Source organism: Actinomadura sp. CNU-125, assembly GCF_001942465.1.
Lineage (GTDB): Bacteria > Actinomycetota > Actinomycetes > Streptosporangiales > Streptosporangiaceae > Spirillospora.
In genome coordinates this window covers 1-12,975 of sequence record NZ_MKJY01000199.1, presented here as the reverse complement: position 1 = coordinate 12,975, position 12,975 = coordinate 1, and the positions used below count along the sequence as shown (strand labels likewise).

The window sequence follows — 12,975 nt, the reverse complement described above, 5'->3', positions numbered from 1 at the left end:
CGACACTCGTTAGATGGACGATGTCGGTATAATGATCGTGTGACTCGTCGGGTGCGCGTCTCCGCCGGTGCGGCGTATGACCTCGGGTACCACGTGGTGTGGTGCCCGAAGTAGCGCCGCCCCGTCCTCGGCGGCCGTGTGAAGGACCGCCTGAAGGAGTTGATCCGTGCCAAGGCCGACGAGCACGGGTGGGAGATCGTGGCGCTTGAGGTGATGCCCGACCACGTGCACCTGTTCGTCCGGGCGCACCCGAAGCACTCGCCGTCGTACGTGGCCAACCAGTTCAAGGGCTTCACCTCCCGCCACCTGCGCGCCGAGTTCTCACACCTGCGTTCCCGGCTGCCCACGCTGTGGTCGCGGTCCTACTTCGTGGCCACGGTCGGCGCGGTGTCGGCCGAGACGGTGCAGCGCTATATCGAGACGCAGTACGAGCGGGCGTCCAGGGGCGGTGGCCGTGCGTAGGGCGTACAAGTTCCTGCTGCGCCCCACCAGCAGGCAAGCGGGGGCGCTGGCGGCATGTTTGGAAGACCACCGGCAGTTGTACAACGCCGCGCTGGAGCACCGCCGCACCGCCTACCGCAAGGCAGGCGTCACGGTTCGGTACGGCGACCAGTCCGCCGAGCTGAAACACATCCGCGCCGACGACTCCGACGTGCAGGGACGGTGGTCGTTCTCCTCCCAGCAGGCTACCCTGCGACGGCTCGACAAGGCTTTCCGCGCGTTTTTCGACCGGGTCAAGGCCGGGCGCAAACCGGGCTTCCCGCGTTTCAAGGGCCGGGGCTGGTTCGACACCGTCACCTGGCCCAAGGACGGCGACGGCTGCCGCTGGGACTCCCAGCCCGAGCACCCCACGGCCACCTTCGTGCGGCTCCAGGGCATCGGGCACATTCGGGTGCACCGGCACCGCCCGGTCAAGGGCAGGGTGAAGACAATCGCGGTCAAGCGTGAGGGCCGTCGCTGGTTCGTGGTGCTGTCGTGTGACGAGGTGCCCGCCGAGCCGCTGCCTACCACGGGCGCGGTGGCCGGGGTTGACATGGGCGTGGCCTCTCTGATCACAACCAGCGACGGCGCGCACGTGCCCAACCCGCGCCACCTCGCGGCGGCCGCCGATCGTCTCGCGGATGCGCAGCGCGACCTGGCCCGCAAGAAGCGCGGCTCGGTGCGGCGGTGCAAGGCGGCCGCCCGTGTCGCCGCGCTGCACGCCAAGGTCCGCCGCCAGCGCGCCGACCACGCGCACAAGACCACGAACGCGCTCGTCCGCGACTATGACGTGATCGTGCACGAGAACCTGCTGATCACGAACATGACCCGCTCGGCGTCCGGCACGATCGAGCAGCCGGGCCGGAACGTCACCGCTAAGTCCGGCTTGAACCGAAGCATCCTGGACGCGGGTTGGGGGGTGTTCCTGCGAGTCCTCGCACACAAGGCTGAAAGCGCCGGTCGTGAGCTGATCGCAGTCGACCCTCGCAACACCTCCCGAACATGCGCAGCCTGCGGGCACTGCGCTCCCGGGAACCGCGCCACCCAGGCCGAGTTCCGATGCCGGGCGTGCGGGCACACCGCGCACGCCGACGTCAACGCGGCGATCAACATCTTGAGGGCAGGGCTTGCCCTTCGCGACGCTGCGGAAGCGGCCTAGCGAGAAGCCGCTCCCTTCAGGGAGCGGAGGAGTCACTGCACAGATGCTAAATCAGGGGCGCGGGGGGCGGCCCGCGAGGCGGGCGGTGAGGTGGCGGCGGCGGCGCGGATCCGGGCCGCGAGGGCCGGCCAGGTCTCGGGCGGGTGATCCTCGCGGCGGAACGTGATCGTGATGGCGGCGGTGGGGTGGGCGGTGTGGTCGAAGGCGCACGCGGCGATGCTGGCGAACCCCTCGGTGATGTGGCCGTCCTCGGACGACCAGCCGCGCCGGGCGTCCTCCGCCAGGACGCGGCGGAGTTCGCGCAGGGACGCCGGGCCCCAGCCGGTGCGGTCGACGAACGGACCGGGGAACAGGGCGCGGACCTGGGCGGGCGGCAGGTGCGCGAGGAGGGACCGGCCGCTGGCGGTGAGGTGGGCGGGCATCCGGACGCCCACGTCGGTGACGAGCGTCGCGGGGTGCGGCGGCTGCTCCTTCAGCAGGTAGAGGGTCTCGGCGCCGTGCAGGACGCCCAGTTGGGCGATCTCCCCGGTGCGGTCGACGAGCCGGCGCAGGAGGGGGCGGGCGAGCCGTTCGAGGGGCTCGTGGCGTAGGTAGGCGGAGCCGATCTCGAACGCGGCGACGCCCAGGCCCCAGCGGCGCTCCTCGGGGAGGTAGGCGACGAAGCCGTCCTCGGCCATCGCGGCGAGCAGGTGGTAGGTGGAGGAGCGGGGGAGGCCCAGGGCGCGGGAGACGGACGAGGCGGGCAGCGGGCCCGGCGCGGCGGCGAGCAGGCGCAGGACGGCCAGGGCGCGGCGGGCGGCGGGGACCTGGCTCATGCGCCGAGTGTCTCGTATCTGAGACGGATTGCGGGTGGCCGGGGTCGTTTCCGGGGCCGGTGGGGGCTGCAATGGTGGGTATGGGTTTTGCTGTGGGGGAGAAGGTCGTCGCGGTCGGGCCGGAACCGCTCGCGTTCGAGGACGTCGTGGCGGTCGCCGACGGGGCGCGGGTCGCCCTGACCGACGAGGCGCTGAAGGTCATCGGGGAGGCGCGGGCCCATATCGAGGAGCTGTCCGCGCGGCCCACACCGGTTTACGGGGTTTCGACCGGGTTCGGGGCGCTGGCGACGCGGCACATCGCCCCGGAGCTGCGCGAGCGGTTGCAGCTGAACATCGTCCGGTCGCACGCGGCCGGTTCGGGGCCCGAGGTCGAGCGCGAGGTCGTCCGGGCGCTGATGCTGCTGCGGCTGCGGACCCTCGCCACCGGACGGACGGGCGTGCAGCCGACGACCGCCCGGACCCTCGCCGCGCTGCTCAACGCGGGGATCGCGCCGCAGGTGTTCGAGTACGGGAGCCTCGGCTGCTCGGGGGACCTCGCGCCGCTCGCGCACGTCGCGCTGGCCTGACGAGGGGCGCGTGCGCGACGCGCGGGGCGAGCTCCGGGACGCCGGGGAGGCGCTCGCGGAGGCGGGCATCGCGCCGGTGAAGCTCGCGGCCAAGGAGGGGCTCGCGCTGCTGAACGGCACCGACGGGATGCTCGGGATGCTCGTCCTGGCGATGCACGATCTGCGGCGGCTGCTGACGACCGCCGACCTGGCGGCGGCCATGAGCGTCGAGGCGCTGCTGGGTACGGATCGCGTCTTCGCCGCCGACCTGCAGGAACTCCGGCCGCATCCGGGGCAGGGGACGTCGGCGGCGAACCTGCGGGCGCTGCTGGGGGCGTCGGAGATCATGGAGTCGCACCGCGGGCCCGACTGCACCCGCGTCCAGGACGCCTACTCGCTGCGCTGCTCGCCGCAGGTCAACGGCGCCGCGCGGGACACGCTCGCGCACGCCGAGCTGGTCGCCGGACGGGAGCTGGCGGCGGCCGTCGACAACCCGGTCGTCCTGCCGGACGGGCGCGTGGAGTCCAACGGGAACTTCCACGGCGCGCCGATCGCCTACGTGCTCGACTTCCTCGCGATCCCGGCGGCCGACGTCGCGTCGATGTCGGAACGCCGGACGGACCGGATGCTCGACCGGGCGCGGTCGGCCGGGCTGCCCGCGTTCCTCGCCGACGACCCGGGCGTCGACTCCGGGCACATGATCGCGCAGTACACGCAGGCGTCGATCGTGACGGAGCTGAAGCGGCTCGCGGCCCCGGCGAGCGCCGACTCGATCCCGAGCTCGGCGATGCAGGAGGACCACGTGTCCATGGGGTGGAACGCGGCCCGCAAGCTGCGGCGGGCCGTGGACGGGCTCGCGCGGGTCGTCGCGATCGAGATCCTCACCGCCGCGCGGGCGCTCGACCTGCGGGCGCCGCTGCGGCCCGGCCCGGCGACCGCCGCCGCTGGTCGCGCGGCTGCGCGAGGCCGTGCGCCGCCCGGCCCCGACCGTTACCTGGCCCCCGAGATCGCCGCCGCGACCGACCTGGTGCGGGACGGCTCGCTCGTGGCGGCCGCCGAAACCGTCACCGGCCCCCTTTCCTGAAGGAGTACCCCATGTCCGGACCTCGGACGGTGCGCGCCCCGCGCGGCACCGGGCTGACCGCGCGGGGCTGGCCGCAGGAGGCCGCCCTGCGGATGATCCAGAACAACCTCGACCCCGAAGTCGCCGAGCACCCCGACGAGCTGGTGGTGTACGGGGGGTCCGGGCGTGCCGCACGGAGCTGGGACGCCTTCGACGGGATCGTCCGGTCGCTCACCGGTCTCGCGGGCGACGAGACGCTGCTCGTCCAGTCGGGCAAGCCGGTCGGGATCTTCCGGACGCACGAGTGGGCGCCGCGCGTGCTCATCGCGAACTCCAACCTGGTGCCGCAGTGGGCGACGTGGGAGGAGTTCCGGCGGCTGGAGTCGCTCGGCCTGACGATGTTCGGGCAGATGACCGCCGGGTCATGGATCTACATCGGGACGCAGGGGATCCTGCAGGGGACGTACGAGACGTTCGCGGCCGTCGCGGCGAAGCGGTTCGGCGGGACGCTCGCCGGGACGGTCACGCTCACGGCGGGCCTCGGCGGGATGGGCGGCGCGCAGCCCCTCGCCGTGACGATGAACGGCGGCGTCGCGATCTGCGTCGAGTGCGACCCGTCCCGTATCGAGCGCCGGGTGGAGCACCGGTACTGCGACGTCCGGGCGGACTCGCTCGACGACGCGCTGCGGCTGGCGGCGGAGGCGACGGCGGCGCGGCGGCCGCTGTCGATCGCCGTCCTCGGCAACGCCGCCGACGTCGTGCCCGAGCTGCTGCGGCGGGGCGCGCCGATCGACATCGTGACCGACCAGACCAGCGCGCACGACCCGCTGATGTACCTGCCGTCCGGTGTCGCCTTCGACGACATGGCCGACGAACGCGAGAAGGACCCCGACGGGTTTACCGCCCGCGCGCGCGCCTCGATGGCCGCGCACGTGGAGGCGATGGTCGGGTTCCAGGACGCCGGTGCCGAAGTGTTCGACTACGGCAACTCCATCCGGGGCGAGGCCCAACTGGCGGGGTACGAGCGTGCGTTCGCCTTCCCCGGGTTCGTGCCTGCCTACATCCGGCCCCTGTTCTGCGAGGGCAAAGGCCCGTTCCGGTGGGCGGCGCTGTCAGGCGACCCCCGGGACATCGCCCGAACCGACCGCGCGATCCTGGAACTGTTTCCCGAGAACGAGTCGCTGGCCCGCTGGATCCGGCTGGCGGGGGAGAAGGTCCACTTCCAGGGGTTGCCGTCCCGGATCTGCTGGCTGGGGTACGGCGAACGGGACAAGGCCGGGGAGGTCTTCAACGACCTGGTGGCGCGCGGCGAGATCGCCGCGCCGCTCGTGCTGGGGCGCGACCACCTCGACTGCGGGTCGGTGGCCAGCCCGTACCGGGAGACCGAGGGCATGGCGGACGGCTCGGACGCCATCGCCGACTGGCCGCTGCTCAACGCGATGCTCAACACCGCGTCCGGCGCGACCTGGGTGTCGATCCACCACGGCGGGGGCGTCGGCATCGGCCGGTCGATCCACGCGGGACAGGTCTGCGTGGCGGACGGCACGCCGCTCGCCGCCGAGAAACTGCGGCGCGTGCTGACGAACGACCCGGGGACCGGCGTCATGCGGCACGTCGACGCCGGGTACGACCGGGCCGCCGAAGTCGCGGCGGAACGCGGCGTCCGGATCCCATGAGCTTCGAGGAGATGTGGGCGGACCTGCTGCCGCTCGGACGGGACGGGACGGGCGGCTACCACCGGTTCGCGTGGACGCCGCCCGAGCTGGAGTGCCGCGCCTGGTTCGCCGACGAGGCGCGGCGGCGGGACCTCGACGTCGAGCACGACGCCAACGGGAACATGATCGCGTGGTGGCGGCCGGCCGACGGTGTGGGCGGCGACGCCGTCCTGACCGGCAGCCACCTGGACTCGGTCCCCGGCGGCGGCGCGTTCGACGGCCCGCTCGGCGTCGTCTCGGCGTTCGCGGCGATCGACCTGCTGCGGAAACGCGGCGTCCGGCTCCGGCGGCCCATCGGGGTCGCGGCGTTCGCGGAGGAGGAGGGCGCCCGGTTCGGCGTCGCCTGCCTCGGCTCCCGGCTGCTCACCGGGGCGATCGACCCCGCACGGGCGCGCGCGCTGACCGACGCGGACGGACGGACGTTCGCGGACGTCCTGCACCATGCGGGCCTCGACCCCGAGGCGATCGGCCCCGACGACGGTCTCCTCGACCGCGTCGGCTGCTTCGTCGAACTGCACGTCGAACAGGGACGGGCGCTCACCGGACCCGTCGGGGTCGCGGGCTCGATCGTCCCGCACGGGCGCTGGCGGTTCGGCTTCGCGGGCGAGGGCAACCACGCGGGCACCACCGGCCTCGACGATCGCCGCGACCCCATGCTCCCGTTCGCGGGCATGGTCCTCGCCGCCCGCGAGGCCGCCGGACGGAACGGGACGGTCGCGACGGTCGGCAAGGTCCGCGTGGTCCCGGGCGGGGTGAACGCGATCGCGTCGTCGGTCACCGGATGGCTGGACGCGCGCGGGCCCGACGACGCGTCCGTCCGCCGCACGGTCGCCGAGGTGGACGCGGCGGCCCGCGCCGCCGCCCGTCCGCACGGGGTGGCGGTCGACGTCGCGGAGGAGTCGTACACCGGAGTCGTCGAGTTCGACCTCGCGCTCCGCGACCGGCTCGCGGCGACGCTGGGCGGCGTGCCCGTGCTCCCGACGGGAGCCGGGCACGACGCGGGGATCCTGTCGGCGCGGGTGCCGACCGCGATGCTGTTCGTCCGGAATCCGACCGGGGTGTCGCACGCGCCCGCCGAGCACGCCGAGATCCCCGACTGCCTCGCGGGCGTCGAGGCCCTCGCGGCGGTGCTGGGCGACCTGGCGGCCGGGTAGGGGACCGGTATGCAGTGGCATGCGCAGTTCGCCTGGCTCGGTGACGGTACGGCGGCCGACGTGCTCGTCGAGGCCGACGGCGAACGGATCACCCGCGTCGAACGCGGCGTCCCGGCCCCGCCGGGCGCCGTCCGCCTCCCGGGGCTCACGCTCCCCGGCCTCGCCGACGCCCACTCCCACGCCTTCCACCGCGCCCTCCGCTCCCGCGCCCAACGCGGGCGCGGGACGTTCTGGACGTGGCGCGAGCAGATGTACGCGGTCGCCGACCGGCTCGACCCCGCCTCGTACCGGGCCCTCGCCGCCGCCGTGTTCGCCGAGATGGCACTCGCGGGGATCAGCTGCGTCGGCGAGTTCCACTACCTGCACCATCGCCCCGGCGGCGACCCCTACGACGAGCCGAACGCGATGGGCGAGGCGCTCATCGACGCCGCCGCCGACGCCGGGATCCGCATCACCCTGCTGGACGCCTGCTACCTCACCGGCGGCATCGGACGGCCGCTCGCCGGCACCCAGCTCCGGTTCGGCGACGGCACCGCCGGGAACTGGGCCCGCCGCGTCGACGCCCTGCACGAGCGGACGGACAAGGCGGGCGTCGCGCACGCGCGCGTCGGCGCCGCGATCCACTCCGTCCGCGCCGTCCCGCGCGAGCAGCTCGCCGCCGTCGCGTCCTGGGCGAAGGAGCGCCGCGCGCCGCTGCACGTCCACCTGTCGGAGCAGCCGGAGGAGAACGACGCGTGCCGGGAGGCGTACGGGACGACGCCGACGCGGCTGCTCGCCGAGGCGCGGCGCGCTCGGCGCGTTCGCGACCGCCGTGCACGCGACCCACCTGACCGGCGACGACATCGGCCTGCTCGGCGCCACCACGACCGGCGTGTGCATGTGCCCGACGACCGAGCGCGACCTCGCCGACGGCATCGGCCCCGCCCGCGACCTGGCCGACGCGCGCCCCGGTCTGCCTCGGCTCCGACCAGCACGCCGTCGTCGACCTGTTCGAGGAGGCCCGCGCCGTCGAGCTGGACGAGCGGCTCCGCACCCGGCGGCGCGGCCACTGGACGGCCGGGGAACTGCTCACCGCCGCGACGCGGCACGGGCACTACGGGCTCGGCTGGCCGGAGGCGGGCCGCCTGGAACCCGGCGCGTACGCCGACCTGGTGACGGTCGACCTCGGTTCGGTCCGGACGGCCGGGGCCGGGGCCGCGCACGCCGCCGAGGCCACCGTGTTCGCCGCGACCGCCGCGGACGTCCGGCACGTCGTCGCGTCCGGCCGCGAGATCGTCCGCGACGGCCGCCACCTGCTGATCGACGACGTGCCGGGCGCGCTGGCCGCCGCGATCGACGCCGTCACCCGGGAGGAAGACCCGTGAGCACCCTGATCACCGGCATCGGCGAACTCGTCACGAACGACCCCGCGACCGGCGAGGGCCCGCTCGGGATCGTCCGGGACGCCGCGCTCGTCATCGACGGCGGCACCGTCGCGTGGACGGGCCCCGCCGCCGCGGCACCGGACGCCGACGAGCGGTTCGACGCCGCCGGACGGGCCGTCCTGCCCGGGTTCGTCGACTCGCACGCCCACCTGGTGTTCGCGGGGGAGCGCGCCGAGGAGTTCGCCGCCCGGATGAGCGGCGAACCGTACGCGGCGGGCGGCATCCGCACCACGGTCGCCCGCACGCGCGCCGCGTCCGACGACGAACTGCGCGCGACCGTCCGGCGGCTCGTGCACGAGATGGCCCGGCAGGGGACGACGACCGTCGAGTGCAAGTCGGGGTACGGGCTGACGGTCGAGCAGGAGGAACGGGCGGTGCGGATCGCCGCCGAGTACGCCGACGAGGTCACCTACCTGGGCGCGCACATCGTCCCGGACGGCCGGGACGCCGCCGGATACACGCGCCTCGCCGCGACCGAGATGCTCGCCGCGTGCGCGCCGCACGCCCGCTGGGCGGACGTGTTCTGCGAGCGCGGCGCGTTCGACGCCGACCAGGCCCGCGAGATCCTCCGAGCCGCGATCGGGGCGGGGCTCTCGCCCCGGCTGCACGCGAACCAGCTGACCGAGGGCCCGGGCGTCCGCCTCGCGGTCGAACTCGACGCCGCGTCCGCCGACCACTGCACGTTCCTGTCGGACGCCGACGTGGACGCGCTCGCCTCGTCCCGCACCGTCGCGACCCTGCTGCCGGGCGTGGAGTTCTCCACCCGGCAGCCCTACCCGGACGCGCGCCGCCTCCTGGACGCGGGCGCCACGGTCGCGCTCGCGTCCGACTGCAACCCGGGCTCCTGCTACAGCTCCAGCATGGCGTTCTGCGTCGCGGTCGCCGTCCGCGACATGCGGATGACCCCGGCCGAAGCCGTCTGGTCGGCGACCGCCGGGGGCGCGCGGGCGCTCCGCCGAACCGACGTCGGACGCCTCGCCCCCGGCGCGCGCGCGGACGTCCACGTACTGGACGCCCCGTCGTACATCCACCTCGCCTACCGCCCCGGCGTCCCCCTCACCAGCGCCGTATGGAAAAAGGGCCGCAGAGTCACGGCTGATAGCGCCGGTTGAATCGGGCCGAGGGCATCACGGCAGGCGGGGCCGCCCCCGCGCACCCCGCCGAGTACGGGCGGGTGTCGGCCGTCCTGCCGTCCGGGGGCGTTCCGGTCGAAGAGGATCGGGGACCGGCGGATCAGGACAGGTAGCGCCGGTTCACCCGGATCAGGGGCTTTCGCTCGCGGGTGATGTAGTCGGCGGCGAGGATCTCCGCGATGAAGAGGGTGTGGTCGCCCGCCTCGATCGTCTGCCGGGTCTCGCACTCCAGCGCCGCGAGGCCGTTCTCGGGGATCAGCGCGTCCGACACCGGGCCGCGGTGGTGCGGCTCGCTCGCCAGCAGGATGCGGGCGCCCGGACGGCCCGCGGCCGCGAACCGTCCGGCGAGGGCGCGCTGCCCGGACGACAGGACGGTCGCGGCCCACCGGTCGCGGCGGCCCAGCACCTCCGCCAGGTACGACGACGAGGACAGCCCGGCCAGCACCATCGGCGGGTCCAGCGACACCGACATGAACGACGTCACGGTGGTGCCGTGGTCGTCGCGGCCGTCGCGGACGGTCAGCACCACCACGCCGGTGGCGAACCCCGCGACGGCCTCGACGAAGTCCGTGCCGGCCGCCACGTCAGCGGATCTCCCACGTGCCGGGGAGGGTGAGCGGACCGGCGGACGGCAGCCCGAGCCGGGCCGCGAGGCCGCCGAGCGACCCCCAGCCGTCGAACCGGGCGGACGCGGCGGTGCGGTCCTCGCTCGACTCCGGCGGGCGCAGCCGCTCCAGCGGCGACGCGTGCGGGTACGACCGGATCGGCGCGTCCGCGGGCAGCCCGCCCTTCTTGCGCGCCAGTTCGAGGGCCGCCTCCAGGCCGCCGAGCTCGTCCACGAGGCCGCGCTCGCGGGCGTCCGCGCCCGTCCACACCCGGCCCCGGGCCAGCTCGTGGACGCGCTCGCGGGTCAGCCCGCGGCCCTGCGCGACCTTCGCGGTGAAGTCGTCGTAGATGCGGTCGAGGGACGCGTTGATCCGCTCCCACTCGGACTCGCTGAACTCCTTGGTGGAGCTGAACATCCGGGCGTGGTCGCCGTCGGCGACCGACCCCATCCCGATGCCGATCCGGTCGAGCAGGTCGCTGACGACGGCCTTGCCGACCACGACGCCGATCGAGCCGGTGATCGTCCCGGGCTGGGCGAGGATCACGTCGCGCCCATCGCGACGTAGTAGCCGCCGGACGCCGCCACGTCCCCCATCGAGACGATCACGGGCTTGCCGGCGCGGCGGGCCAGCGCGACCTCCCGCCAGATGGAGTCCGACGCCACCGCCGAACCGCCCGGGCTGTTCACCCGGAACACGATCGCCTTGACGTGCTCGTCCTTGACGGCGGCGCGGAACGCGGCCCCGACCGTGTCCGAGCCCATCGCCGGGCCCGAACTCGGCAGCGGCCCGCCGCGCCCGCTGCGGCCGAGCCGGATCGGGCCCTGCCCGTTGATCAGCGCGACGACGTCCTGGCGGCCCGGCTGCGGCAGCTTCTTCGCGAGGCCCTGCGTCCGGTTGTAGCGGGCGACGTACTTGAGCTGGGCCTCGTCGCCGAACCGCTCGCGCAGCGCCGCGTACACCTCGTCGCGGTAGCCGAGCCGGTCGACCAGGCCCTCCTCCAGGGCCTCGTCGGCCAGCAGCGGGCCGCGGTCGACCAGCTCCCGCACCTTGTCCACCGGCAGGTTCCGCGACGCGGCGATCCCGGCCGCGAGCTGCTCACCGGCCGAGGCCACCAGCCGCCGCGACGACTCCTCGTGCTCGGGCGTGTACGCCTTCTCCATGAACGTGTTCGCCATGGTCTTGTACTCGTGCCGCGCCGCGAACACGGGCCGGACGCCCGCCTTCTCCAGGGCCCCCGCGAAGAACGGCTCCTCCATCGCCACGCCCGTCAGGCCGACGTCGCCCGTCGGCTGCAGGTACACCTCGTCGAACACCGTGGCCAGGTAGAACGGGACGTTGCCGCGCCCGCCCTCGCCGAACGTCTCCGCCCACGCGACCGTGTGCTTGCCCGCGTCCCGCAGCGCCTGCACCGATTCGCGCAGCTCCTGCGCGAGCGCCAGCCCGACCCCGCCGGTGATCTTCACGACGAGGGCGCGGACGCGCGCGTCCGAGCGGGCGCGGCGCAGGCCGTCCAGGACGTCCCGCAAGTGCGTGCGGCGCATCGACATGAGCGCCGAGATCGGGTCGGCGGGCGCGGTCTCCACGATGCCCTCGGTGAGGTCCAGTTCGAGGATCAGCGGGGCCGTCCGCCGGTCGCGTGCCTGCTTGATGACGTTGACGACTGTGCCGGGATCCACCATGGGGCCAGCCTATGCGCTGGCCCCGCCCGCCCGATGGTCCCCGGGTACCGCCCGCCGGGTCGCGGGATCCTCCCGGCGGACGAGGTCAGCGGGCGAAGGCGCGGTTGGGGAGCACGCTCGCGGACGCCTGCGCCACCGGGCGTCCGGACGCGTCGGAGATCAGCGCGTTCGCGACCATCCGGGTGCTGCCCGGGTGCACGCAGGTGCCGGTGACCGTGTAGGTGTCGCCCGCGTTCACGCCGCGCAGGTAGTCGACGTTCAGGTTGAGGGTGAGCATCGGCATGAAGTGCTCGCAGGTGCTGGACCCCGCGAGGCACACCGCGTTGTCCATGATCATGGCGATGTAGCCGCCGTGCACGGTCCCGCCGGGGTTGCACAGGTGCTCGCCGGGCGTCCAGGAGATGTCGACGCGGCCCGGCTCGGCGCCGGTGATGACCTGGCCGATGTGCGCGTTGACGTCGGAGATCTCGGGGAACCGCCCGTCGGCGAGCGCCCGGATCAGCTCGGCGCCCGACAACGTGTTCCACATGTCGGCATGCTCCTGCGGCCCCGCCTCGACGCTCAACTCTGCTCCTTGATCAACTGGACATTCGCCCCCGAATCGTATTCGGCGGGATGGAACGCGGCACTGTGCCGTTCATCACGGGCCCGCCCGCGTCAGGCGGCGCGCAGGACGCCCTCGGTGTCGCCGGTGCCCGCGCCGGAGGCGCGGTACTCCAGGCCGCCGGACACGCGTTCGAGCGTGAGCGTGCCCGCCATGCAGACCCCGGTGACCCCGGTGGCGTCCTCGATCTGCTCGCGGAACTCGGCCCGCGAGGCGCCCGCGTCGGTGAGGGAGAGCGACATCCGGCAGCCCCAGCCGGTGTAGTCGGCGGTGCCCTCGCCGTCGTCGTCCAGCTCGATCGTGACGGTGGTGGTCGCGTCGCCGATGGTGATGCCGCCCCGCTGGGTGACCGTCCCGGTCCAGGTGCCGGGGAACCCCGCGGGCAGCGGGCCGTCGGACGTCTCGGACGGCGTCGGCGACGGCCGGTCCGGCGACGGGCCGGTCGAGGACGGGCCGTCGACGGCGGCTGCGCGTCCGGGACGGGGGCGCGCGGCGGGCGGGGCGTCGGCGCGCGTCGTCGTCGAGCGCGTTCGTGACCAGCCATCGCCGCCGGTCAGCAGCACGATCGCGGCGGCCACGGCGGCGGGACGGCGACG

At 74.3% G+C, this 12,975-nt stretch carries 7 protein-coding genes and 5 pseudogenes; 7 read left to right on the top strand and 5 right to left on the bottom strand.

Annotation, left to right across the window (positions count from 1 at the left end; all coding sequences use genetic code 11):
* Positions 1–39: 39 nt before the first annotated feature.
* A pseudogene (gene tnpA, locus BJF79_RS22575) lies at positions 40–462 on the top strand (IS200/IS605 family transposase).
* Positions 449–1,639 carry an RNA-guided endonuclease InsQ/TnpB family protein gene (locus BJF79_RS22570; protein ID WP_075900244.1) on the top strand — a complete coding sequence of 397 codons (1,191 nt, stop codon included), beginning with the start codon at positions 449–451 and terminating at the stop codon, positions 1,637–1,639. Before tnpA ends, BJF79_RS22570 begins: the two are co-directional and overlap by 14 nt.
* A 51-nt stretch (positions 1,640–1,690) precedes the next feature.
* Here BJF79_RS22570 and BJF79_RS22565 read toward each other — a convergent pair.
* A pseudogene (locus BJF79_RS22565) lies at positions 1,691–2,454 on the bottom strand (IclR family transcriptional regulator).
* An 80-nt stretch (positions 2,455–2,534) separates the two neighbouring features.
* Between BJF79_RS22565 and hutH the strand changes: the two are divergent.
* The 5 genes and pseudogenes from hutH (at position 2,535) to hutI (ending at position 9,467) form a co-directional block, all read left to right on the top strand.
* Positions 2,535–4,083: pseudogene (gene hutH / locus BJF79_RS22560) on the top strand (histidine ammonia-lyase).
* A gap of 11 nt (positions 4,084–4,094) precedes the next feature.
* A complete protein-coding gene (gene hutU, locus BJF79_RS22555) occupies positions 4,095–5,738 on the top strand; it encodes a urocanate hydratase (protein WP_075900240.1) in 1,644 nt (547 codons plus the stop codon).
* Positions 5,735–6,931 carry an allantoate amidohydrolase gene (locus BJF79_RS22550; RefSeq protein ID WP_075900238.1) on the top strand — a complete coding sequence of 399 codons (1,197 nt, stop codon included), beginning with the start codon at positions 5,735–5,737 and terminating at the stop codon, positions 6,929–6,931. The genes hutU and BJF79_RS22550 overlap by 4 nt, the downstream gene beginning before the upstream one ends.
* Before the next feature lie 9 nt (positions 6,932–6,940).
* Positions 6,941–8,295, top strand: a pseudogene (locus tag BJF79_RS22545) (formimidoylglutamate deiminase).
* Positions 8,292–9,467 (top strand): imidazolonepropionase, encoded by a 1,176-nt coding sequence (gene hutI / locus BJF79_RS22540; protein WP_075900236.1) that lies wholly within the window; start codon positions 8,292–8,294, stop codon positions 9,465–9,467. The pseudogene BJF79_RS22545 and the gene hutI overlap by 4 nt, the downstream one beginning before the upstream one ends.
* A gap of 121 nt (positions 9,468–9,588) precedes the next feature.
* Here the strand turns inward: hutI and BJF79_RS22535 are convergent, their stop codons facing one another.
* From BJF79_RS22535 to BJF79_RS55685, 4 genes and pseudogenes are all read right to left on the bottom strand, one after another.
* On the bottom strand, positions 9,589–10,071 hold the full coding sequence (locus BJF79_RS22535) for a flavin reductase family protein (protein WP_075900234.1): 483 nt from the start codon (positions 10,069–10,071) through the stop codon (positions 9,589–9,591).
* A gap of 1 nt (position 10,072) precedes the next feature.
* Positions 10,073–11,637: pseudogene (gene sppA, locus BJF79_RS22530) on the bottom strand (signal peptide peptidase SppA).
* A gap of 223 nt (positions 11,638–11,860) precedes the next feature.
* On the bottom strand, positions 11,861–12,340 hold the full coding sequence (locus BJF79_RS22525; RefSeq protein WP_075900232.1) for a PaaI family thioesterase: 480 nt from the start codon (positions 12,338–12,340) through the stop codon (positions 11,861–11,863).
* 92 nt (positions 12,341–12,432) lie between these two features.
* Positions 12,433–12,975: hypothetical protein (locus tag BJF79_RS55685; protein ID WP_262402418.1), on the bottom strand; the 543-nt coding region annotated here is incomplete at its 5' end.